Annotated in this window: 21 protein-coding genes; 18 read left to right on the top strand and 3 right to left on the bottom strand. The window is 56.5% G+C overall.

The window, feature by feature from the left end:
• Positions 1-114 precede the first annotated feature (114 nt).
• From ftsB to rpoS, 8 genes are all read left to right on the top strand, one after another.
• Positions 115-432, top strand: coding sequence for a cell division protein FtsB (gene ftsB / locus ACX3P5_RS14550; RefSeq protein ID WP_013358867.1), 318 nt, complete (start codon positions 115-117; stop codon positions 430-432).
• Between the two features lie 3 nt (positions 433-435).
• Positions 436-1,152: a 2-C-methyl-D-erythritol 4-phosphate cytidylyltransferase gene (gene ispD / locus ACX3P5_RS14545; protein ID WP_233987286.1), complete on the top strand. Its 717-nt coding sequence runs from the start codon at positions 436-438 to the stop codon at positions 1,150-1,152.
• The gene (ispF, locus tag ACX3P5_RS14540) at positions 1,152-1,634 is read left to right on the top strand and encodes a 2-C-methyl-D-erythritol 2,4-cyclodiphosphate synthase (protein ID WP_094120862.1); all 483 of its coding nucleotides are present in this window, start codon (positions 1,152-1,154) and stop codon (positions 1,632-1,634) included. The genes ispD and ispF overlap by 1 nt, the downstream gene beginning before the upstream one ends.
• Positions 1,631-2,671, top strand: coding sequence for a tRNA pseudouridine(13) synthase TruD (gene truD, locus ACX3P5_RS14535; protein WP_458968913.1), 1,041 nt, complete (start codon positions 1,631-1,633; stop codon positions 2,669-2,671). The genes ispF and truD overlap by 4 nt, the downstream gene beginning before the upstream one ends.
• A 190-nt stretch (positions 2,672-2,861) precedes the next feature.
• Positions 2,862-3,623, top strand: a complete 762-nt coding sequence (gene surE, locus ACX3P5_RS14530; RefSeq protein ID WP_233987288.1) for a 5'/3'-nucleotidase SurE — start codon at positions 2,862-2,864, stop codon at positions 3,621-3,623.
• Positions 3,617-4,243 carry a protein-L-isoaspartate(D-aspartate) O-methyltransferase gene (locus ACX3P5_RS14525; RefSeq protein WP_031374755.1) on the top strand — a complete coding sequence of 209 codons (627 nt, stop codon included), beginning with the start codon at positions 3,617-3,619 and terminating at the stop codon, positions 4,241-4,243. Before surE ends, ACX3P5_RS14525 begins: the two co-directional genes overlap by 7 nt.
• A 162-nt stretch (positions 4,244-4,405) precedes the next feature.
• Positions 4,406-5,506, top strand: a complete 1,101-nt coding sequence (nlpD, locus tag ACX3P5_RS14520; protein ID WP_233987289.1) for a murein hydrolase activator NlpD — start codon at positions 4,406-4,408, stop codon at positions 5,504-5,506.
• A gap of 57 nt (positions 5,507-5,563) precedes the next feature.
• Positions 5,564-6,556, top strand: a complete 993-nt coding sequence (gene rpoS / locus ACX3P5_RS14515) for an RNA polymerase sigma factor RpoS (RefSeq protein ID WP_031374757.1) — start codon at positions 5,564-5,566, stop codon at positions 6,554-6,556.
• A gap of 172 nt (positions 6,557-6,728) precedes the next feature.
• On the opposite strand, the gene mutS is transcribed toward rpoS, so the two are convergent.
• Both mutS and narL read right to left on the bottom strand, forming a co-directional pair.
• Complete coding sequence (mutS, locus tag ACX3P5_RS14510; protein ID WP_458968912.1) at positions 6,729-9,290, bottom strand: DNA mismatch repair protein MutS; 2,562 nt, start codon at positions 9,288-9,290, stop codon at positions 6,729-6,731.
• A gap of 291 nt (positions 9,291-9,581) precedes the next feature.
• The gene (gene narL, locus ACX3P5_RS14505) at positions 9,582-10,229 is read right to left on the bottom strand and encodes a two-component system response regulator NarL (protein WP_262287757.1); all 648 of its coding nucleotides are present in this window, start codon (positions 10,227-10,229) and stop codon (positions 9,582-9,584) included.
• Positions 10,230-10,544: 315 nt separating this feature from the next.
• Here narL and ACX3P5_RS14500 point away from each other — a divergent pair, with 315 nt between their 5' ends.
• The 7 genes from ACX3P5_RS14500 (at position 10,545) to ACX3P5_RS14470 (ending at position 20,385) form a co-directional block, all read left to right on the top strand.
• Positions 10,545-11,936 (top strand): NarK family nitrate/nitrite MFS transporter, encoded by a 1,392-nt coding sequence (locus ACX3P5_RS14500; protein ID WP_233987291.1) that lies wholly within the window; start codon positions 10,545-10,547, stop codon positions 11,934-11,936.
• A 101-nt stretch (positions 11,937-12,037) separates the two neighbouring features.
• Positions 12,038-15,799 carry a nitrate reductase subunit alpha gene (locus ACX3P5_RS14495; RefSeq protein WP_458968911.1) on the top strand — a complete coding sequence of 1,254 codons (3,762 nt, stop codon included), beginning with the start codon at positions 12,038-12,040 and terminating at the stop codon, positions 15,797-15,799.
• Positions 15,796-17,340, top strand: coding sequence for a nitrate reductase subunit beta (gene narH / locus ACX3P5_RS14490; protein ID WP_458968910.1), 1,545 nt, complete (start codon positions 15,796-15,798; stop codon positions 17,338-17,340). Before ACX3P5_RS14495 ends, narH begins: the two co-directional genes overlap by 4 nt.
• Positions 17,337-18,065 (top strand): nitrate reductase molybdenum cofactor assembly chaperone, encoded by a 729-nt coding sequence (gene narJ / locus ACX3P5_RS14485; RefSeq protein WP_233987294.1) that lies wholly within the window; start codon positions 17,337-17,339, stop codon positions 18,063-18,065. Before narH ends, narJ begins: the two co-directional genes overlap by 4 nt.
• Positions 18,062-18,739, top strand: a complete 678-nt coding sequence (gene narI, locus ACX3P5_RS14480; protein ID WP_233987295.1) for a respiratory nitrate reductase subunit gamma — start codon at positions 18,062-18,064, stop codon at positions 18,737-18,739. The genes narJ and narI overlap by 4 nt, the downstream gene beginning before the upstream one ends.
• A gap of 147 nt (positions 18,740-18,886) precedes the next feature.
• The gene (gene mltB, locus ACX3P5_RS14475; protein ID WP_233987296.1) at positions 18,887-19,969 is read left to right on the top strand and encodes a lytic murein transglycosylase B; all 1,083 of its coding nucleotides are present in this window, start codon (positions 18,887-18,889) and stop codon (positions 19,967-19,969) included.
• 80 nt (positions 19,970-20,049) lie between these two features.
• Positions 20,050-20,385: a zinc ribbon domain-containing protein YjdM gene (locus ACX3P5_RS14470; RefSeq protein ID WP_233987297.1), complete on the top strand. Its 336-nt coding sequence runs from the start codon at positions 20,050-20,052 to the stop codon at positions 20,383-20,385.
• Between the two features lie 34 nt (positions 20,386-20,419).
• Here the strand turns inward: ACX3P5_RS14470 and ACX3P5_RS14465 are convergent, their stop codons facing one another.
• Complete coding sequence (locus tag ACX3P5_RS14465; RefSeq protein ID WP_458968909.1) at positions 20,420-21,307, bottom strand: dihydrodipicolinate synthase family protein; 888 nt, start codon at positions 21,305-21,307, stop codon at positions 20,420-20,422.
• A gap of 166 nt (positions 21,308-21,473) precedes the next feature.
• Here ACX3P5_RS14465 and tam point away from each other — a divergent pair, with 166 nt between their 5' ends.
• The 3 genes from tam (at position 21,474) to recA (ending at position 24,017) form a co-directional block, all read left to right on the top strand.
• Positions 21,474-22,250 (top strand): trans-aconitate 2-methyltransferase, encoded by a 777-nt coding sequence (gene tam / locus ACX3P5_RS14460; RefSeq protein WP_458968908.1) that lies wholly within the window; start codon positions 21,474-21,476, stop codon positions 22,248-22,250.
• Between the two features lie 105 nt (positions 22,251-22,355).
• A complete protein-coding gene (pncC, locus tag ACX3P5_RS14455; RefSeq protein WP_233987300.1) occupies positions 22,356-22,850 on the top strand; it encodes a nicotinamide-nucleotide amidase in 495 nt (164 codons plus the stop codon).
• A 96-nt stretch (positions 22,851-22,946) separates the two neighbouring features.
• A complete protein-coding gene (gene recA, locus ACX3P5_RS14450) occupies positions 22,947-24,017 on the top strand; it encodes a recombinase RecA (protein WP_094121087.1) in 1,071 nt (356 codons plus the stop codon).
• Positions 24,018-24,099 lie beyond the last annotated feature (82 nt).

Here is a 24,099-nt window from a genome sequence, read left to right as displayed (position 1 = left end):
TGATCCCTCTGATTCATATTTTGCGCAGACGCGCAGCAAAGCGCGCCATTTTCGCCACTGGTGTGGAGTCCTGTGCAAAGTTATGGGATGATTGGGCCGTTTTTAGGGGGCGGGATGGGAAAACTGACGTTACTGCTATTGGTGCTGCTTGGCTGGCTGCAATATTCATTGTGGCTGGGAAAAAATGGCATCCATGACTATACGCGCGTCAACGATGACGTCGCGGTGCAACAGGCGAATAACGCCAAACTGAAATCGCGTAACGATCAGCTGTTTGCCGAAATTGACGATCTCAATGGCGGCTCTGAAGCGATCGAGGAACGCGCACGCAATGAATTGGGCATGATCAAACCCGGTGAAACCTTCTATCGCCTTGTGCCTGACCAGAACAAACGCAACGCGCAACAAGCAGCGCAAAACCAACAACGATAAAACATGAACAATCTGTCCACCCTTGCGGATGTGATTGCCGTGGTGCCCGCTGCCGGAATCGGCAGCCGCATGCAGGCAAGCTGTCCTAAGCAGTATCTGACGATTGGTCAGCACACCCTTCTGGAACACAGCATTGCACGCCTGTTTTCCCATCCCGCTATCAAACAGGTGATTGTCGCCCTGAGCCCCAATGACCCGCATTTTGCCGCGCTGCCGCTGGCACGCGATCCGCGCGTGCTGCAGGTGACCGGCGGTGAAACGCGTGCCGAGTCGGTGCTGGCCGGCTTGCAGGCTGCCAAAGGCGCCTCATGGGTATTAGTGCATGATGCGGCGCGTCCCTGTCTGCATCCGGACGACCTTCAGCATCTGCTGAGCGTGCGTCAACAGAGCCACGTTGGTGGCATACTCGCGGCGCCGGTGCGTGACACCATGAAGCGGGGCGAGCCGGGTAAAGCGGCTATCGCCCATACCGTTGAGCGTGAAGATCTGTGGCACGCTTTAACGCCGCAATTTTTCCCGCACGCGTTACTCACTGCCTGCCTGACGCGCGCGCTGTCTGAAGGTGCCACCATCACGGATGAGGCGTCGGCGCTGGAGTATTGCGGCTATCATCCGGTGCTGGTGAGCGGACGCAGCGATAACATCAAAGTTACCCGGCCAGAAGATCTGGCGCTGGCGGCTTTTTATCTCAGTCAGATTCAATTAAAGGAGAGCGCATAATGCGTATCGGTCACGGTTTTGACGTTCACGCCTTCGGTGGAGAGGGTCCGCTGGTGATTGGCGGCGTGCGAATCCCGTTTGAACAGGGATTTATCGCCCACTCTGATGGCGATGTCGCGCTGCATGCGCTGACTGACGCGCTGTTAGGTGCGGTGGCAATGGGCGACATTGGTAAGCTGTTCCCGGATACCGATCCCGCTTTTAAAGGGGCCGACAGCCGCGGTTTGCTGCGTGAAGCCTGGCGTCGTATTGAAGCTAAAGGCTACCGCATCGGCAACGTCGATGTGACCCTGATTGCCCAGGCACCCAAAATGCTGCCGCACGTACCGCAAATGCGCATCAATATTGCTGAAGATCTCGGCTGCCATATGGATGCGGTCAACGTGAAAGCGACCACCACCGAGAAGCTCGGCTTCACCGGTCGTGGCGAAGGGATCGCCTGTGAGGCGGTGGCCCTGCTGCTCAAAGCCGATAGCCAGTGATGCTGCACTATCTGCACGGCGTGCCTGCCGTCACCGGCGTGATCAAAGCTAACCCGGAGGATTTCGTGGTGGTGGAAGATCTCGGCTATGGCGCGGACGGGGAAGGCGAGCATCTGCTGGTGCGCATCCGCAAAGTGGGTGCCAATACCCGCTTTGTCGCAGAGGCGCTGGCGAAGTATCTCGGCATCCATCAGCGTGATATGAGCTACGCCGGCATGAAAGATCGTCATGCGGTGACCGAGCAGACGCTCTGTTTTCGTCTGCCGGGCAATGCGATGCCGGATCTGCGCGGCTTTGCGCTGGAAGGGGTAGAGATCCTTGAAGTGGCGCGCCACAAGCGTAAGTTGCGTATCGGCGCGCTGGCGGGCAATGCGTTCCGTCTGGTGATCCGTCAGATCAGCGATCGCGATGCAGTGGAAACCCGTCTGACGCAGATACGCGATGCTGGCGTGCCTAACTATTTTGGCGAGCAGCGTTTTGGCCGTAACGGCAACAACCTGATTATGGCGGAGAAGTGGGCGCGCAATGAGATTGTGATGCGCGATCGTAACAAGCGCAGCCTGCTGCTGTCAGCGGCGCGCAGCGCATTGTTTAATCAGGTCACCAGCGCGCGTCTGCAACAGCAGGGCGGACTCAGCCAGGTGATGAGCGGCGATGCACTGCAGCTCACCGGACGGGGCAGCTGGTTTGTCGCTCAGCCTGAGGAGCTCGACGCACTGCAGGCCCGCGTTGATCAACACCAATTGCGCATCACGGCGCCGTTGCCGGGCTGTGGAGAGGCCGGTCCGCAGGCGGATGCGCTGGCGTTTGAACAGCAGGCGCTAGCTGAAGCGACGCTCTTGCTTAGCCTGATCACGCGTGAACGCGTCGATGCAGCCCGCCGCGCGATGCTGGTGGTGCCTCGCGATCTGTGCTGGAACTGGTGGGATGAGGTGACGCTGGAGATGAGCTTCTGGCTCCCCGCTGGCAGCTTTGCCACCAGCGTGGTCAGAGAGCTGCTGACCCAGACTGACGCGCTTGATAATATTGACGAGTAATCCCTGCTGCAACATTACCCTGAATGTGGGTATTGTTGCGGCAAACCCCCGCAGTAGTATGATTTACGCCTACCACTTCCTTGCATGCCTCGCTAGAATGCAAAAATCGCTGTCCGGTCTTCACCTGTTGCCATGCTGTTCAAACGGGTCCTGTCACGGCGACCAGTCGAATAGAAAAAGGTCAGAATAAATGCGGATATTGCTCAGCAACGATGACGGCATTCACGCGCCAGGTATTCAAACGCTGGCGAAAGCCCTGCGGCACTTTGCTGAAGTGCAGGTGGTTGCGCCCGATCGTAACCGAAGCGGCGCGTCGAACTCATTAACGCTGGAAACGCCGCTGCGCACCTTTACTCATGAGAATGGGGATATCGCGGTGCAGATGGGCACGCCGACAGACTGTGTTTATCTTGGCGTCAATGCGCTGATGCAGCCCCGTCCCGACATTGTGGTGTCGGGAATCAACGCTGGGCCCAATCTGGGGGATGATGTGATCTATTCCGGCACGGTGGCGGCGGCGATGGAAGGGCGTCACCTGGGGCTGCCTGCGGTAGCGGTATCGCTCAATGGTCATCAGCATTATGCGACAGCGGCGGCGGTGACCTGCGCTATTCTCAAGGCGCTGACGCAGCAACCGCTACGCACCGGCCGCATTCTTAACATCAACGTACCGGACCTGCCGCTGGCCGAGCTGAAAGGCATCCGCGTGACGCGCTGTGGCAGCCGGCATCCTGCCGATCAGGTTATCGCCCAGCAGGACCCGCGCGGCAACACCCTTTACTGGATTGGGCCGCCGGGGGAAAAACTGGATGCCGGTCCGGATACCGACTTTGCCGCGGTGGATCAGGGCTATGTCTCGGTGACTGCGCTGCATGTCGATCTGACCGCGCACAGCGCCCAGGATGTGCTGCATGAGTGGCTGGCTAAAGCTGAGGTGAACCTGGCATGGTGAATCGGCGTATTGAGACATTGCTGTCACAACTGCGTCAGCAGGGAATTGATGACGAGAACCTGCTGAAAGCCATCAGCGATGTGCCGCGTGAACGCTTTATCGATGAGGCTTTTGAACACAAAGCCTGGGATAATGTGGCCCTGCCGATCGGCTCCGGCCAGACCATCTCCCAGCCTTATATGGTGGCGCGAATGACGGCGCTGCTGGCGCTGAATCCGCATTCACGGGTGCTGGAAATCGGCACCGGTTCCGGCTATCAGACCGCCATCCTCGCCCATCTGGTGGATCACGTCTATTCAGTTGAACGTATTAAAGGGCTGCAGTGGCAGGCCAAGCGCCGCCTGAAACAGCTCGATCTGCATAATGTCTCGACCCGACATGGCGATGGCTGGCAGGGCTGGCCGTCGCGCGGGCCGTTCGACGCCATCATTGTTACCGCGGCCCCGCCAGAAATTCCGATTGCGCTGATAGCGCAACTGGCAGAAGGCGGCATTATGGTGCTGCCGGTCGGCGAAGATCAGCAGGTGCTGAAACGTCTGCGCCGTCAGGGCGAAGAAATTATTGAAGAAACGATTGAGCCGGTACGGTTTGTGCCGCTGGTTCAGGGCGATCTTGCGTGACCGGCTTCGTATTTCTTCACAACTGTTTCATAGCACCACGTACTTGATATTGTTACTATCCAATTTAATCAACAAAAACGCAGATTTTATCGCGCCGCGCAGAGCATTCTGCTGGCAAGTACAGTGAAACAGGTACATCAGGGTTGCCATCACGGGGGATCAATGAGCACGGGAAGCACAATTTTTCAGTTACGCCGTCTGGCGGCGCTTTCACTGGTAGGTTTTTGGCTGGCAGGCTGTAGCTCCAGCGACAACACACAAGCACCCATTAGCCGCGTTGGTGATGGCGGCGGCATGAGCAGCAGCCAGAGTGGCGCAGCAAGCGCCTCTGGTGGTGTTCCCGCGATGCCTTCACAGGGAGGAATGTTAAGCGGAAGTGCAGCATCTGCCTCTGGCAATGGCGGAATGGTTAGTGCCAATAATAATGTGGAGACGCAAAATGGCCGAATCGTGTACAACCGCAGTTATCAGAATATTCCTAAAGGTAGCTACTCCGGCGAAACATATACCGTAAAACGTGGCGACACATTGTTTTACATCGCCTGGATCACCGGCAACGATTTCCGCGATTTAGCCCAGCGTAACAACGTTCCGGCGCCGTATAGCCTGAATGTCGGGCAAACTTTGCAGATTGGCAACGGTTCCGGTCAGCCGATTACTGGCGGTAATGCCATTACCGTTGCTGATGCAACGCAGGGCGGTGTTCCGACCACGCCACAAATTAAATCTGCCGCTGTTGCACAGCAACCTGTTATTACGTATTCTGATGATTCGGGTAGTTCGAGCGGCAGTAAACTGTTGCCTTCGAAAGGAGCAAATGTTGCAACGACAACAGCTCCAGTGGTTACCGCACCCCCAACGGTTAGCAGCACAACCAATAGCTCGACGCCGGTAGGAAGCTGGCGTTGGCCGACCGATGGGAAGATCATCGATAACTTCTCTGCTGCCGAAGGCGGCAATAAAGGTATCGATATCGCCGGCACGCGTGGACAGTCTGTCGTCGCTACCGCTTCAGGAAGGGTGGTGTACGCAGGTAACGCGCTCCGGGGTTACGGTAATCTGATCATCATCAAACACAATGATGATTACCTGAGTGCCTACGCCCATAACGATACAATGCTGGTCCGGGAACAACAGGAAGTTAAGGCGGGGCAGAAGATCGCAACCATGGGTAGCACCGGAACCAGTTCAGTAAGATTACACTTTGAAATTCGTTACAAGGGGAAATCCGTAAACCCGTTGCGTTATTTACCGCAGCGATAATCCGGCAGAACGCACTTTTTTGATGTTCTGCCCTGGAATCACGGGTAGGAGCCGCTTATGAGCCAGAATACGCTGAAAGTAAACGAGTTACATGAGAACGCGGAATTCGAGGAGAATGGAGCAGAGGTTTTTGATGAGAAGGCTCTCGTCGAAAACGAACCTGGTGATAACGACGTAGCGGAAGAAGAGTTGTTATCACAGGGTGCGACGCAACGTGTGTTAGATGCGACGCAGCTCTATCTCGGGGAGATTGGCTATTCTCCGTTGTTAACGGCAGAGGAAGAAGTGCTCTTCGCTCGCCGTGCATTGCGAGGTGACATCCCTTCCCGTCGCCGCATGATCGAAAGTAACTTACGCCTGGTGGTCAAGATCGCCCGTCGTTACAGCAATCGTGGTTTAGCACTGCTGGACCTGATTGAAGAAGGTAACCTCGGCCTGATCCGTGCCGTTGAGAAGTTTGACCCGGAGCGCGGGTTCCGTTTCTCAACTTACGCCACCTGGTGGATTCGTCAGACTATTGAACGGGCGATCATGAATCAAACCCGTACCATTCGTCTGCCGATTCATATTGTTAAAGAACTAAACGTTTATCTGCGTACTGCGCGTGAACTCTCCCACAAGCTTGACCATGAGCCAAGCGCGGAAGAGATCGCCGAGCAGCTGGATAAACCGGTTGATGACGTAAGCCGTATGTTGCGTCTCAACGAACGCATCACTTCAGTTGATACGCCATTAGGCGGAGATTCTGAAAAAGCGTTGCTGGACATTCTGGCCGATGAAAAAGACAACGGACCGGAAGACACCACGCAAGACGATGATATGAAACAGAGCATCGTTAAGTGGTTGTTTGAACTGAACGCTAAGCAGCGTGAAGTGCTGGCACGTCGTTTCGGCCTGTTAGGCTATGAAGCGGCAACGCTTGAAGATGTAGGCCGTGAAATTGGTTTAACCCGTGAGCGTGTCCGTCAGATTCAGGTTGAAGGTTTGCGCCGTCTGCGCGAAATCCTGCAGGCGCAGGGCCTCAACATTGAAGCTCTGTTTCGGGAATAACAGCTTCGTGGATAACTGATTTAAGTGCGAAAAGCGGTGGTGAAAACCACCGCTTTTTTTATGTCTGCAGTTCAGGGAAAAGCGCAGCAGAGAGAATCCGCACAGCGCGGCGGCTGATAACGGCACCAGTAAAGCATCGCGTGCATCAGGCCTGACCGGATGCACGCGCTGTTTACACCAGCGATTTAAGACGATAGATCCATTCCAGCGCCTGACGTGGCGTCAGAGTATCCGGGTCCAGTGCCTCAAGCGCTTCAACTGCCGGTGAGGTCTCTTCAACCAGCAGCGGCAGTTGCGATCCATCTACTGTTGAAGAGGCGGTGTGGCTGGAAACCGTCTCCAGCTCCTTCAGCTTATTACGCGCCCGCTTGATCACTTCCTTTGGCACGCCCGCCAGCGCGGCGACGGCAAGACCATAACTCTTGCTGGCTGCGCCATCCTGTACGCTGTGCATAAAGGCGATGGTGTCGCCATGCTCCACTGCATCCAGATGCACATTGACCACGCCTTCCATTTTTTCCGGCAGGGTGGTCAGCTCAAAGTAGTGGGTGGCGAACAGCGTCATCGCCTTGATGCGGTTTGCCAGATTTTCGGCACAGGCCCAGGCCAGCGATAACCCATCGTAGGTTGAGGTGCCACGGCCAATCTCATCCATCAGCACCAGGCTGTTTTCGGTGGCGTTGTGCAGGATGTTAGCGGTTTCGGTCATCTCCACCATAAAGGTCGAACGGCCGGAGGCCAGATCGTCAGCCGCACCAACGCGGGTGAAGATACGATCCAGCGGACCGATCAGCGTTTCATCCGCCGGTACGAAGCTGCCAATCCACGCCATCAGCGCAATCAGCGCAGTCTGTCGCATATAGGTACTTTTACCGCCCATATTGGGTCCGGTAATGATCAGCATCCGACGCTGCGGTGCCAGCGAAAGCGGGTTAGCAATGAACGGCTCTTTCAGTACCTGTTCCACTACCGGATGGCGTCCACCACTGATTTTAATGCCTGGCTTGTCCAGCAGTACCGGACGGCAGTAGTTAAGTGACCAGGCGCGTTCTGCCAGGTTGCTAAGCACATCCAGCTCAGCCAGCGCCGCGGCACTCAGCTGTAATGCTTCCAGATGCGGTAACAGCTGATCAAACAGCGCCTCATACAGGCTTTTTTCCAGCGCCAGCGCTTTGCCTTTCGAGGTGAGCACCTTATCTTCGTACTCTTTCAGTTCCGGAATAATGTAGCGTTCGGCATTTTTCAGCGTCTGGCGGCGGACATAGTGCATCGGCACCTGATGACTCTGACCCCGGCTGACCTGAATGTAGTAGCCATGTACCGCATTAAAGCCGACCTTCAGCGTATCCAGTCCCAGCTTTTCACGCTCGCGGATCTCCAGCTTGTCGAGATAGTCGGTGGCACCGTCAGCAAGGGCGCGCCACTCATCCAGTTCCGTGTTGTAGCCGGGCGCGATCACACCACCATCACGGATCAGCACCGGTGGCGATTCAATTACCGCCCGCTCCAGCAGCTCGCGCAAATCGGTAAATTCGCCCATCCGGGTCCGTAGCTGTTTCAGCTGTTCCGACTCCACCTCAGCCAGCAGCTGGTTCAGCTCGGGCAACTGCTGAAACGCATGGCGCATCCGGGCCAGATCGCGTGGACGTGCAGTACGCAGAGCTAAACGCGCCAGAATACGCTCCAGGTCACCGACCTGGCGCAGCACCGGTTGCAGGGTTTCGCTGAGATTTTGCAGCTCGGCAATCGACTCCTGACGCTGATTGATAATGCGGGCATCGCGCAGCGGCATATGCAGCCAGCGCTTCAGCATCCGGCTGCCCATCGGCGTAACGGTTTTATCCAGCACCGCCGCCAGGGTATTTTCAGTTCCACCTGCCAGGTTCTGGGTAATTTCCAGGTTACGGCGGGTTGCCGCATCCATAATGATGCTGTCCTGCTGCCGCTCCATGCTCAGAGAGCGAATGTGGGGCAGGGTAGTGCGCTGGGTATCTTTGACATACTGCAGCAGGCAACCGGCGGCACTGAGACCAAGGTGGGCATTTTCGACGCCGAAACCGTTGAGATCGCGGGTGCCAAACTGCAGGTTCAGCTGCTGACGTGCGGTATCAACCTCAAATTCCCACAGCGGACGACGGCGCAGGCCGCGGCGCTGATCGATCAGCGACATCGCCTGAAAATCTTCCGGATAGAGCAGCTCGGCGGGATTGGTGCGTTGTAATTCTGCCGCCATGGTTTCCGCATCGCCGGGTTCAGTCAGACGAAAACGGCCAGAACTGATATCCAGCGTGGCATAGCCAAAGCCGCGCGGACCCTGAACAATCGCCGCCAGCAGGTTGTCTTGTCGCTCCTGCAGCAGCGCCTCATCACTGATGGTGCCGGGCGTGACGATGCGCACCACTTTGCGCTCAACCGGCCCTTTGCTCAGCGCGGGATCGCCGATCTGCTCACAAATCGCCACGGATTCACCCAGCTGCACCAGCTTCGCCAGATAACTTTCGACCGCATGATAAGGTACGCCAGCCATCGGAATCGGTTCGCCAGCCGAAGCGCCGCGTTTGGTGAGTGAAATTTCCAGCAACTGCGAGGCGCGCTTTGCGTCGTCATAAAACAGCTCGTAGAAATCGCCCATACGGTAAAACAGCAGAATGTCAGGATGCTCCGCCTTGAGTCGCAGGTATTGCTGCATCATTGGCGTATGGGAAGGAAAATCCTTTTCGGTTGGCTCTTGCATAGGGTTTTAACTCATATTCAATGCGGTAAGATTCTGGCTGCTGACGCCTGATGAGCCGAAGCGGCTCAGCGTCAGCGCGCAGGATAAGCTGATGATAACGAATAGGGTGGTGGATATACCAGCCTGATGCATCGCCGTATCGTCAGCCGTTGTCGCCTGAGCGGCACCCTATCAAACCGGGGAGGCAACTGGCGACAGAAAAAAGCCGGTTTTTCCGCTGTTGTGTTGCGGCTGCGAGACTGATCGCGAATCCTGTTGCACCAGCCTGACGGCGCGCGTCTCGCGCTGGCGCTAAACGTGTCCGTTTTGCAGCGCCCAGACCGCCGCTTCCAGCCGTGATTTCAGGTTCATCTTTTTCAGTAGATATTTGACGTGCACTTTGACCGTACTTTCACTGATCGCCAGTTTGCGGGCAATCGCTTTATTGGTCATGCCGGCGCTGATCAGTTGCAGAATATCGCGCTCGCGGCGCGTGAGCTGATTGATATCCCGTGCCGGTGCAGGACGGTCTTCACGTAACCGGGCGACCAGAATCGGGGTTAAGGCTTCGCTAAGAACGGTCTGGCCAGCCGCCGCCTGATGCAGTGCTTTCAGCAGCGCTTCCGGCTCCATGTCTTTCAGCAGATAACCGTCGGCGCCGCGTTTCAGGGCGCTGACCACATCCTCTTCATGGTCGGAAACAGTGAAAACCACCACCCGGCCAGAGAGCGAAATCTCGCGCAGCCGGCTCAGGGTATCCAGACCGTTCAGGCCCGGCATATTGAGATCGAGCAGGATCAGGTCAGGATCGTGCTGCTGTGCCAGCGCCACGCCATCAAATCCGTTACCCGCTTCAGCGACCACCTGCAACCTTTCATCCAGCGCAATCAGCTGTTTCAGGCCGTTACGCAACATGGGATGGTCGTCGATTAGTAACAGCGTAAATTTTTCTGGCGTCACGTCACTACTCCGTGGGTTCGCGCGCAGGGCGAAGTGAGATAAAGCGCTATCTTACCGGGGAAGCCGGGTCGCTATATACCCCTTATGGACTACTCCTTTATTTCCTCAGATCGACCCGCCATTCACCGGTTTTCATCGCCTGCTTTAAAAGCCCCTGATAATTAAGGGTTATTTGCTGTTTCTTCATCTACTTAACCGGGATAAAAGCGGGCCTGCGGTGCTTAACAACCTGCTTTGCGGTTGATTTGTATCAAGCTGCCCGCCAGGTCAGATGCGCAGGATATGCACAATTATTATCCTGTTAATGAGAGAGTTATGACCCAATCCGCCCCACTGCAAACCGAAACGCGACGCGCGTTAATTCAGGACTGGCAGCCGGAAAATGAGGCTTTCTGGCAGGCGCAAGGTAAACGTATCGCCAGCCGTAACCTGTGGATCTCCGTCTTCTGTCTGCTGCTCGCCTTCTGCGTCTGGATGTTGTTCAGCACCGTCGCGGTTAACCTGAATAAAGTTGGCTTTAACTTTAGCACCGAGCAGCTCTTTTTACTGACCGCGCTGCCGTCGGTTTCTGGCGCGTTGCTGCGCGTCCCTTACTCTTTTGTTATTCCCATCTTTGGAGGACGTCGCTGGACCGCCTTCAGCACCGGCATCCTGATCATTCCCTGCCTGTGGCTCGGCTTTGCCGTACAGGACAGCCAGACCTCATTCACGACTTTTATGGTGATTTCCCTGCTATGCGGTTTCGGTGGCGCTAACTTTGCTTCCAGCATGGGCAATATCAGCTTCTTCTTCCCCAAAGCCCATCAGGGCGGCGCGCTGGGCATCAACGGCGGCCTGGGTAACCTTGGCGTCAGCGTGATGCAGTTTGTCGCCCCGCTGGCGATTTCCTGTGCCATTTTTGGTTTTGCCGACGTAGGTCATACCACCGTCACCGGCGACAGCATCTGGCTGGAAAATGCATCCTGGATCTGGGTGCCGTTACTGGCGATCGGCATGCTGGCGGCCTGGTTCGGCATGAACGACCTCGCAGCGGCCAAATCCTCGCTGCGTGAGCAGTTGCCGGTGCTGAAACGTCCGCACCTGTGGATCATGGCGCTGCTCTATCTGGCGACCTTTGGCTCATTTATCGGTTTCTCTGCCGGTTTTGCCATGCTGACGAAGACGCAGTTTCCTGATGTTGTGATCATGCATTACGCCTTTTTCGGACCGTTTATTGGCGCACTGGCCCGTTCAGCAGGCGGCATCATTTCTGACCGTTTCGGCGGTATCCGCGTCACGCTGATCAACTACGTGCTGATGGCGCTGTTTGCGGCGCTGCTGTTCCTCACCCTGCCGGGTGCCGGACATGATGGCTCGTTCGTTGCCTTCTTCGCCGTGTTTATGGGCCTGTTCCTGACCGCCGGCCTGGGTAGCGGCTCCACTTATCAGATGATTGCGGTGATTTTCCGCAAGCTCACGCTGGATCGCATTAAAGCAGAAGGCGGCGACGATGCGCTGGCCCTGCGTGAAGCGGGTACCGAAACGTCCGCTGCGCTGGGCTTTATCTCTGCGATAGGCGCGCTGGGCGGCTTCTTCATTCCGCAGACCTTTGGCCTGTCGCTCTCAATGACCGGTTCGCCAGCCGGTGCGATGAAGATTTTCCTGGTGTTTTACCTCTGCTGTATCGCCATTACCTGGCTGGTTTACGCACGCAAGTCCCGCGCCTGATAACAACAATGCCGGCGTGGCGCGCCGGCAATTATTCACTTTCTGCGTCCTCACTGACGCAGGGTTAGCAATGTCACACTAAGCCTTCAGGAGTATTCCGGATGAGCAAGTTTCTTGATCGGTTTCGCTATTTCAAACAGCTGGCAGAACCGTTTTCCGGCCAGCATGGCCAGACCCTGAACAGTAATCGCGACTGGGAAGATGGTTACCGCAGTCGCTGGCAGCACGATAAAATTGTTCGCTCGACTCACGGCGTGAACTGCACCGGCTCATGCAGCTGGAAGATCTACGTGAAAAATGGCCTGGTGACCTGGGAGACGCAGCAGACCGACTATCCGCGTACCCGTCCCGATCTGCCAAATCATGAACCCCGCGGCTGCCCGCGCGGCGCCAGCTACTCCTGGTATCTCTACAGCGCGAACCGGCTGAAATATCCGCTGATGCGTAAGAAGCTGATTCAGCTCTGGCGCGAGGCGAAAACGCAGCACAGCGATCCGGTCGATGCCTGGGCTTCGATTATCAGCAATCCGGAAAAAGCCAAAAGCTACAAGCAGGCACGCGGCCGCGGTGGATTTGTGCGTTCCAGCTGGCAGGAGGTCAACGAGATGATCGCCGCCGCCAACATCTGCACCGCAAAAACCTACGGCCCGGACCGGGTGATGGGGTTCTCGCCCATCCCGGCGATGTCGATGGTTTCTTATGCGGCGGGCGCGCGTTATCTGTCGCTGATTGGCGGCACCTGCCTGAGTTTTTACGACTGGTATTGCGATCTGCCACCGGCATCGCCGATGACCTGGGGTGAGCAGACCGACGTACCGGAATCAGCCGACTGGTATAACTCCTCTTACATCATCGCCTGGGGCTCAAACGTGCCGCAGACGCGTACCCCGGATGCGCACTTCTTTACCGAGGTGCGTTACAAAGGCACCAAAACCGTGGCGGTCACGCCGGACTATGCGGAAGTCGCCAAGCTGTGCGACCAGTGGCTGAATCCGAAACAGGGCACCGACAGCGCGATGGCGCTGGCGATGGGCCATGTGATGCTGAAAGAGTTTCACCTCGATCGCGAAGTCAGCTATTTCAGCGACTACGTGCGTCGTTATACCGACATGCCGATGCTGGTGCTGCTGGAGCCGCGTGAAGGCGGTTATTACGCCGCCGGACGCCAGCTGCGCGCCAGCGATCTGGTCGACGGGCTGGGCCAGCAGAATAATCCTGAATGGAAAACGGTGGCGATCAACGAAGCGACCGGCCAGCTGGTGGCACCGCAGGGTTCAATCGGCTTCCGCTGGGGTGAAAAGGGCAAATGGAACCTTGAGCAGCGTGACGGCGCGTCACAGCAGGAAGTTGAACTGCAGCTTAGCCTGCTGGGCAGCCATGACGAGGTGGTTGAGGTGGGTTTCCCTTACTTTGGCGGCATCACCAGCGAACATTTCAACAGCGTGGCGCTGGATGAGATCCTGCTGCATAAGCTACCGGTAAAACGTCTGCAACTGGCCGATGGCAGCGAAGCGCTGGTCACCAGCGTCTACGATCTGACGCTGGCTAACTATGGGCTGGAGCGCGGGCTGGACGATGCCAACTGCGCGCAAACTTACGACGAGATCAAAGCGTACAGCCCGGCCTGGGCGGAACAGATTACCGGCGTATCACGTCAGAACATCATCCGCATTGCCCGTGAGTTTGCCGAAAACGCCGAGAAGACCCGTGGCCGTTCAATGATTATCGTCGGTGCCGGTATGAACCACTGGTATCACATGGATATGAACTACCGTGGCCTGATGAACATGCTGATCTTCTGCGGCTGCGTCGGGCAGAGCGGGGGTGGCTGGGCGCACTACGTTGGCCAGGAGAAGCTGCGTCCGCAGACCGGCTGGGCACCGCTGGCGTTTGGTCTCGACTGGCAACGTCCGCCACGTCAGATGAACAGCACCTCCTTTTTCTATAACCACTCCAGCCAGTGGCGTTATGAAACGCTGGCCACCAGCGAGCTGCTGTCGCCGCTGGCCGATAAAAGTCGCTACAGCGGCAGCCTGATCGATCTCAACGTGCGTTCCGAACGCATGGGCTGGCTGCCATCTGCGCCTCAGCTTAACGTCAACCCGTTACGCATCGCCGCCCAGGCGAAAGCCGCCGGTCAGTCGCCGCTGGATTACACCGTGGAGAGCCTGAAAAACGGAACGATGCGTTTCGCCGCTGAACAGCCAGACGATCCGCAGAACTTCCCGCGCAACCTGTTTGTCTGGCGCTCCAACCTGCTCGGCTCATCCGGTAAAGGGCATGAGTACATGCTGAAGTACCTGCTGGGTACGGAAAACGGTATTCAGGGCAAAGATTTAGGCCAGCAGGGCCGCGTCAAGCCGGAAGAGGTGGAGTGGCAGGATCAGGGAGCAGAAGGCAAGCTCGATCTGGTCGTTACGCTCGATTTCCGCATGTCCAGCACCTGTCTTTATTCCGATGTGGTGCTGCCAACTGCCACCTGGTATGAAAAAGACGATATGAATACCTCGGATATGCATCCGTTTATTCATCCGCTCTCGGCTGCCGTTGATCCCGCCTGGGATTCAAAAAGTGACTGGGAGATTTATAAGGGCATCGCGAAAGCCTTTTCCGATCTCTGCCCTGGCCATTTAGGGGTAGAAACCGATGTAGTCACGCTGCCGGTACTGCACGATTCGCCAGCCGAACTGGCGCAGCCGTTTGACGCCAGAGACTGGAAAAAAGGCGAATGTGAGCTGATTCCGGGTAAAACCGCGCCGCATATCATGGTGGTGGAACGCGATTATCCGGCCACCTGGGCGCGCTTTACTTCGCTGGGTCCGCTGCTCGATACCCTGGGTAACGGCGGCAAGGGCATCGGCTGGAATACCCAGAAAGAGGTCGATTTCCTCAAGCAGCTTAACTATGTCAAAGCGGATGGCCCGGCGGCGGGACGGCCGAATATTGATACGGCCATCGACGCAGCCGAGGTGATTCTGGCGCTGGCGCCGGAAACCAACGGTCAGGTGGCGGTGAAAGCCTGGCAGGCGCTGGGTGCGATTACCGGCCGCGACCACACCCATCTGGCGCTGAACAAGGAAGATGAAAAAATTCGCTTCCGCGATATCCAGGCACAGCCGCGCAAAATCATCTCCAGCCCGACCTGGTCCGGTCTGGAAGATGAACATGTTTCGTATAACGCCTGCTACACCAACGTGCATGAGCTGATCCCGTGGCGCACCCTGAGTGGTCGTCAGCAGCTCTATCAGGATCATGAGTGGATGCGCGCCTTTGGCGAAAGCCTGCTGGTATATCGTCCGCCAATCGATACCCGTGCGGCGAAACCGTTGCTGAACAGCAAACCCAACGGTAACCCGGAGAAGGCGCTGAACTTCCTGACGCCACACCAGAAGTGGGGCATTCACTCCACCTACAGCGACAACCTGCTGATGCTGACACTGTCGCGCGGCGGACCGATTGTCTGGATGAGTGAAGATGACGCCCGTGAGCTAGGTATTGTGGATAACGACTGGATCGAGGCGTTCAACGCTAACGGTGCGCTGACCGCACGTGCAGTAGTGAGCCAGCGTATCCCGGCGGGTATGACCATGATGTACCACGCGCAGGAACGTATCGTGAATATCCCTGGCTCGGAGATCACCAGCCAGCGCGGTGGTATCCACAACTCGGTCACCCGTACCTGTCCGAAACCGACCCACATGATCGGCGGCTACGCGCAGCTCTCCTGGGGCTTTAACTACTACGGCACCGTCGGCTCAAACCGTGATGAGTTCGTGGTGGTGAGAAAAATGAACAACGTTAACTGGTTAGACGGTGAAGGTAACGACGCCAGTCAGGGCAGCCAGCAGGAGGTAAAACCATGAAAATTCGTTCACAGGTCGGCATGGTGCTGAACCTCGACAAATGTATCGGTTGCCACACCTGCTCGGTGACCTGCAAAAACGTCTGGACCAGCCGCGAAGGCATGGAGTACGCCTGGTTCAATAACGTCGAAAGTAAACCAGGCGTTGGCTATCCCCACGCCTGGGAAGATCAGCAGAAGTGGAAGGGCGGCTGGATTCGGAAAATCAACGGTAAGCTGGAACCGCGCATGGGTAACCGTGTCGGTGTGCTGTCAAAAATCTTCGCCAACCCGGATGTGCCAGCGCTGGATGATTACTACGAGCCGTTCGATTTCGATTATCAGCATCTGCACAACGCACCGGCCGGTAAGCATCAGCCGATCGCGCGTCCGCGTTCGCTGATCACCGGTCAGCGAATGAAGAAAATTGAAAATGGTCCGAACTGGGAAGAGATCCTCGGCGGTGAGTTTGCCAAACGCTCGCAGGATAAGAACTTCGATAATATCCAGAAGGATATTTACGGCCAGTTCGAACACACCTTTATGATGTACCTGCCGCGCCTTTGTGAGCATTGCCTCAACCCGGCCTGCGTAGCGACCTGTCCGAGTGGTGCCATCTACAAACGTGGTGAAGATGGCATCGTACTGATTGATCAGGATAAATGCCGTGGCTGGCGGATGTGCCTCACCGGCTGTCCGTACAAAAAGATCTACTTCAACTGGAAGAGCGGCAAATCAGAGAAATGTATTTTCTGTTATCCGCGTATTGAAGCCGGTCAGCCCACCGTCTGCTCGGAAACCTGCGTCGGCCGTATCCGCTATCTCGGCGTGCTGCTGTATGACGCTGACCGCATTGAGCAGGCTGCTTCGGCGGAGAATGAAAAAGATCTCTATCAGAGCCAGCTGGATATCTTCCTTGATCCCAACGATCCGGCGGTGATCGCCCAGGCGCTGAAAGATGGCGTCGCGCAGAGCGTGATCGACGCGGCGCAACGTTCACCGGTGTACAAAATGGCGATGGAGTGGAAGCTGGCGCTGCCGCTGCACCCTGAATATCGCACTTTGCCGATGGTGTGGTATGTGCCGCCATTGTCGCCAATCCAGTCAGCCGCTGACGGTGGCGCGCTGGCACACACCGGCGTGCTGCCGGATGTTGAAAGCCTGCGCATTCCGGTTGAGTACCTGGCGAACCTGCTGACCGCCGGTGATACCGCGCCGGTGCTGCTGGCGCTGAAACGGATGCTGGCGATGCGTCACTACAAGCGAGCGGAAAGTGTCGAAGGTGAACGGGATGTGCGGGCGCTGGAGCAGGTTGGCCTGAGCGAGGCGCAGGCGCAGGAGATGTACCGTTATCTGGCGATTGCCAATTACGAAGATCGCTTTGTGGTGCCGTCCAGCCATCGTGAACTGGCGCGTGAAGCCTTCCCGGAAAGTAAAGGCTGCGGCTTTAGCTTCGGCGATGGCTGCCACGGCAGCGACAGCAAATTCAACCTGTTTAACAGCCGCCGTATTGATGCCATCGACATCAGTAAAAAAACCGTACGTCCGGAGGATGCATCATGATTGCGCTACGTGTGCTGTCGCGCCTGCTCGATTATCCGGATGAGGCGCTGTTTACCCATCATCAGGCGCTGATCGAGGCGCTGGAAAGCGCCTGTGAACTGAACCTGCAGCAGAGCGCAAAGCTGGTGCGCTTTATTAATCAGCTCTGCGCCCGGCCACTGCTCGACGTGCAGGCTGATTACTGCGAGCTGTTTGATCGCGGCCGCGCCACCTCGCTGCTGCTGTTTGAACATGTGCATGGCGAGTCACGCGATCGCGGCCAGGCGATGGTCGATTTGCTGGCGCAGTATCGGGCCGATGGGCTGGAGCTGGACAGCAAAGAGCTGCCGGATTATCTGCCGCTCTACCTCGAATACCTCGCCTGTAAAACGGCTGACGAGGCGCGTCAGGGGCTGGAGGATATCGCACCGATTCTGGCGCTGCTGGCGGCGCGGCTGGTGGAACGTCAGAGTCCTTATGCCGATCTGTTCAGCGCACTGTTAGCGCTTTCAGGCACCGCGATCCAGCCTGACGCGTTACGCCCGCAGGTGGCGCAGGAAGCGCGCGACGATACCCCAGCGGCGCTGGATGCCGTCTGGGAAGAGGAGCAGATTAAATTTCTCGGCGAACAGGGCTGTGCTTCGGCACAGCAGGCGGCGCATCAGCGCCGTTTTGCCGACGCGGTTGCGCCGCAGTATCTGGATGTTGCTCAGGCGACAACGCGCGCCACAGGAGAATCAGCATGAATTTTATCAACACTTTCTTCTTTGATATTTACCCCTATCTTGCCGGAACAGTGTTTCTGGTCGGCAGCTGGCTGCGCTATGACTACGGACAGTACAGCTGGCGGGCCGGCTCCAGTCAGATGCTGGACAAAAAAGGAATGCGTCTCGCGTCCAACCTGTTCCACATTGGCATCATCGGCATTTTTTTCGGTCACATCGTCGGGATGCTGACGCCGCACTGGATGTATGAATCCTTTCTGCCGATCGACGTTAAACAGAAGCTGGCGATGATTGCCGGTGGGCTGTTTGGCGCGATGACCCTGGCGGGCGGGGCATTGCTGCTGAAACGCCGTCTGATGAATCCGCGGGTGCGGGCCACCAGCAGCGTCGGCGATATTCTTATCCTGAGCTTACTGGTGGCGCAGGCGACGCTGGGCTTGCTGACCATTCCTTTCTCGGCACAGCATATGGATGGCAGTGAGATGATGAAGCTGGTGGGCTGGGCGCAGGCAGTGGTGACCTTCCACGGTGGCGCATCACAGCATCTTGACGGCGTAGCGCTGATTTACCGCATCCACATGGTGCTGGGAATGACGCTGTTCCTGCTGTTTCCGTTCTGCCGGCTGGTCCATATCTGGAGTGCGCCGGTGGAGTATCTGACCCGCCGCTATCAGCTGGTCAGAAACCGCCGCTAAGCCACTAACGGCCACCGGAACTGCGCATCCGGTGGCCGTTTTTCAGGCGACAGCCTTGACGTTTTTTTAAGAATTTGACCTGTATGTCGTTGCGCTGAACGACTACTATTAGCGCATCTGAATTTACCCCTCGTTTATGGATAACCGATGCGTCTCAAGCTAGCTCTCCTTGCGTTCATCCCGTTACTGGCCTCCTGCAGCAGCAAACCTGAGGTTCCCCAACAGCAAAAGATGCTGGCTGCGCCGCAAGGTGGATTTTTACTCCAGCCGTCGCACAGTGGATCGGCAATGTCGGGTGACTTCGCCGGTAATCCGGCCGCGGAACAATTTATCGATCAGATGGTGGAGAAGCACGGCTTCGATCGTCAGCAGTTGCATAACATTCTGGGTCAGGCCAAACGGCTGGATTACGTGCTGCGCCTGATGGATCGCCAGGCACCAAGCTATACGCCAGCGCCGGGGCCGAACGGTGCCTGGATTCGCTACCGCAATAAGTTTATTACGCCAGATAACGTCCAGAATGGTGTGGCATTCTGGGATCAATATCAGGATGCACTGCAGCGTGCACAGCAGGTTTACGGCGTTCCGCCTGAAATCATCGTCGGGATTATTGGCGTCGAAACGCGCTGGGGCCGCGTGATGGGCAAAACGCGTATTCTCGATGCGCTCGCCACCTTATCCTTTAACTATCCGCGCCGCGCTGCTTACTTCAGCAGCGAGCTGGAAACTTTTCTGTTGATGGCGCGTAACGAACAGGACGATCCGCTGGCGCTTAAAGGCTCCTTTGCCGGGGCGATGGGCTATGGTCAGTTCATGCCGTCGTCCTACAAAGAGTATGCGGTTGACTTCAACGGTGACGGCCATGCCAACCTGTGGGATCCGGTGGATGCCATCGGCAGCGTGGCTCACTACTTCCAGCAGCACGGCTGGCGCAGCGGCGAGAACATCGCGGTTCCGGCCAGTGGTCAGGCGCCGCTGCTCGACGATGGCTTCAAAACCCGCTACAGCGTCAGCATGCTGGCCGCTTCCGGCCTGTCACCGCAGGGATCGCTCAACGGTAATGATGAAGTGAGCCTGTTACGGCTTGATCTCGGTACCAGCTATCAGTACTGGTACGGCTTACCCAATTTTTATGTCATTACCCGTTATAACCACAGCACCCATTACGCGATGGCGGTGTGGCAGTTAGGTGAGGCGGTGAGTAAGGCGCGTCAGGGCGGGCTGCTATAAAGACTGTCCTTATTAACAGTAAGGTTATATGATAACGCCCTTTTTCAGGCCTATCCGCCACTGTTATCTCTGGAGTCGTTATGTCTTTACCTGCCTGCCCAGCCTGTCACGCCGATTATACCTGGCAAGACGGCGATAACCTTAACTGTCCTTCCTGTGGTCATATCTGGACCGAGGCGGAAAGCGAAAGCAGCAATCAAACGCTGGAAGTGCGCGATGCTAACGGTAATCTGCTGGCAGATGGCGACAGCGTCACGGTGATTAAAGATCTTAAAGTGAAGGGCAGCTCTTCTTCCCTGAAGATTGGCACCAAAGTCAAAAGCATTCGTCTGGTGGAAGGGGATCACAACATCGATTGTAAGATCGACGGTTTTGGTCCAATGAAATTAAAATCTGAGTTCGTGAAAAAGAACTGAGCTGACGGGCGCAGGGACGCGCCCGTGACAGAAGCTAACTGAACAACCGATCCAGCGCCGCGCACTGCTGCGCATCTAAGCTGCCGCCATAATTACGTGACGCGCTCCCCATTGAGTCATAGCGACGCGACACCGCGGTTTTAATGGTGGTCACAAAATCATCGCCGATGCTGTAAATTGCCATCAACCGACCGATCTGCTGCTGGAGACGGCTCAGCTCAGCCAGATTGCCGTCACGCCACGCCTGCATCATCTGCGCAAAAACCTCCGGCACAATATTATTCAGCCCTGAAATGACGCCGGCACCGCCCGCCAGCAAGTTAGGCAGCAGATATTCGTCATAGCCCGACAGCACCGCAAAATCACTGCGCACCTTCCTGGTCTCTTCAATCATTGCCCGGTTGTGTGACAGGCAGTCCACCGTATCCTTGATGCCGACGAAATTGGGTAATTTTGCGGCTAACGCAGCGACCAGCGTCGGGGTCAGATCGCAGCCGGTACGTGCCGGAAAGTTATAGGCAAACCACTTTCCGCCTAGCTGTTGATCGAGTGCTTCAAAGTAGTGCATCAGCTGCGCCTGCGTCTGGCCGTAATAGTAGGGCGGCAGCACCATCACCGCGTCGTAACCACTTTTCCATGCCGCATCCGCCAGCGTCAGCATATCGGGAATACAGGTGGCAGAGACGTTAGCCACCATTTTTAACGGCGACAATGGCCGGGCTTCTTTGATCAGCTGTAAGCGTTCCAGCTGCGTCAGTGAGGCGAACTCGCCAATGCTGCCCATGATCAGTAAGGTATCAATGCCTGAAGCGTTAAGGCGGGAAAAATGGCGTCCGAGCGCATCGATATCGAGGGCACCCTGCGCATTAAATGGGGTAACTGAGGGGCACCAGACACCGGCAAAGGCAGATTCTGCAGTCATGACTCACTCCTGAAGACGTTTCGGGAAAATGAAACAATGTTTTAACTTAATTATTCACTCTGACCACTACCAGTCTTCGATTCAGAATTGAGCAATGGGTCGCACTTTTCCGCTTTTAAAGCGTCTTAACAAGCGGTCACGTCAGATAACGCAACCGGAGGTGAGCATGAAAGAGTGGGATCCTGTGCTGTATCGCAAATTTGAGGCGGAACGTACCCGTCCGGCGCGTGAGCTGCTGGCGCGCATCAGCTCTGAAGAGGTTGAACAGGTCACCGATTTGGGCTGCGGTCCGGGCAACAGCACTGAACTGCTGACGGAGGCCTGGCCGCTGGCAAAAGTCTGCGGTCTCGACAGTTCTGCCGCGATGCTAGCCCAGGCGCGCGAACGGTTACCGCACTGCCATTTTGTACAGGCGGATATCCGCAGCTGGCAGGCGGAAGCGCCTCAGCAGGTGATTTATGCCAACGCCTCTTTGCAATGGCTGGATAACCATGCCGTGCTGTTTCCCCATCTGGTAAAACAGCTGGCGCCCGGCGGCGTGCTGGCGGTACAGATGCCCGATAATCTCAATGAACCCTCGCATCAATTAATGCGCGAAGTGGCGGCGGCTGAGCCCTGGCGTACGCGTATCGGTGCGGAGACGGCAGACCGTAAACAGCTGCTCTCCGGCGGGGAATATTACGATCTGCTGACTCAGGCGGGTTGCGAAGTGGATATCTGGCGCACCACCTATTATCACGTGATGGCCGATGCTCAGGCGATTATCAGCTGGCTCCAGGCGACCGGTCTGCGTCCATTTCTCGCCCCGCTGGATGACGCCAGCCAGGCCGATTTTCTGGCGGCCTATCATCAGCGTCTGCTCAGCGCCTATCCGGCGCAGCGCGATGGTCAGGTTCTGCTCGCTTTCCCGCGTCTTTTTATTGTGGCGGTGAAAAAAACCTGATGTTCAGGGAAAGCAGGTCGCAAAAAGCGCGCAATACTGGATAGAGGGCTTGAAAACGTGATGATATTGCTCCACGTTCAACCCACGACCTGAGGGAGAAACGCGATGGATGATCAGCAGTTGCAGGCGCTTAGCGCGCAGATAGGTGAGAAGCTTAAACAGCAGAACGCCACCGTGACCTGTGCCGAATCCTGCACCGGCGGGTGGATTGCTAAGGTATTTACTGACATCAGCGGCAGCTCCGCCTGGTTTGAACGTGGCTTCGTGACCTACAGCAATGATGCCAAGCAGCAGCTGGTGGGTGTGCAGGCCACCTCGCTGGAACAGTACGGGGCGGTGAGTGAAGCCGTGGTGCGTGAAATGGCGCTGGGCGCCCGACACGCGGCCCAGGCGGACTATGCTATCTCGGTGAGCGGTATTGCCGGGCCGGATGGCGGCAGTGAGGAGAAGCCAGTCGGCACCGTCTGGTTTGGTTTTGCCGGCCCGCAAGATAAAACCCTGACTTTTCAGCAGCATTTCGCCGGTGACCGTGAGGCGGTACGTCGTCAGTCCGTTGGCTGGGCATTGCAGAAGCTGTATGGCGAATTTCTGACAAATTAAACTTGATACTGTATGACTATACAGTATAATTGTCGGCAACAGAAAGAGTGCAGGCACCCATGAGTGCGTGTTTACCCGGCTTGATTAGGAGTTGAAATGGCGATTGATGAAAACAAACAAAAGGCTTTAGCTGCCGCGCTGGGCCAGATTGAGAAGCAATTTGGTAAAGGCTCCATCATGCGCTTGGGTGAAGACCGCTCAATGGATGTGGAAACCATCTCTACCGGTTCGCTGTCACTGGATATTGCATTAGGTGCAGGCGGTCTGCCAATGGGCCGTATCGTTGAGATTTACGGACCAGAGTCTTCAGGTAAAACCACGCTGACCCTGCAGGTGATTGCGTCGGCACAGCGTAAAGGCAAAACCTGTGCCTTTATCGATGCGGAACATGCGCTGGACCCGGTTTACGCCAAGAAACTGGGCGTAGACATCGACAACCTGCTCTGTTCACAGCCCGATACCGGTGAGCAGGCACTGGAGATTTGTGATGCGCTGGCACGTTCAGGCGCGGTTGACGTCATCATCGTTGACTCCGTGGCGGCCCTGACGCCGAAAGCGGAAATCGAAGGTGAAATCGGTGACTCTCACATGGGCCTTGCGGCACGTATGATGAGCCAGGCGATGCGTAAGCTGGCCGGTAACCTGAAACAGTCCAACACGCTGCTGATCTTCATCAACCAGATCCGTATGAAAATTGGTGTGATGTTTGGTAACCCGGAAACCACCACCGGGGGTAACGCGCTGAAGTTCTACGCCTCTGTCCGTCTTGATATCCGCCGTATCGGTGCCATCAAAGAGGGCGATAACGTAGTCGGCAGTGAGACCCGCGTTAAAGTGGTGAAAAACAAAATCGCCGCGCCATTCAAACAGGCTGAGTTCCAGATCATGTACGGCGAAGGTATCAACACCTTCGGCGAACTGGTCGACCTGGGCGTGAAGCACAAGCTGATTGAAAAAGCGGGTGCATGGTACAGCTACAATGGCGATAAGATTGGTCAGGGTAAATCGAATGCCGGCAACTTCCTGAAAGAGAATGCGGCTGTGGCAAACGAAATCGATATGAAGTTACGTGAGATGCTACTGAACGGCGCTGACGATAAACTGGCAGCAGAGCAGTCTGCTGACAAAGTGGAAAACGCAGCGAGCGAAGCGAACGAAGACTTCTAATCACTGACGCGGGGGTGGAGCTATCCACTCCCGCTGTTTTACTTTACCTGACATCCTGCCTTTCTTACCTTCCTTCTCTGCC

The sequence above is a fragment of the Pantoea sp. S-LA4 genome, assembly GCF_054482835.1.
The sequence above is the reverse complement of the archived record's forward strand: the minus strand, read 5'-3'. Positions and strand labels throughout refer to the sequence as shown.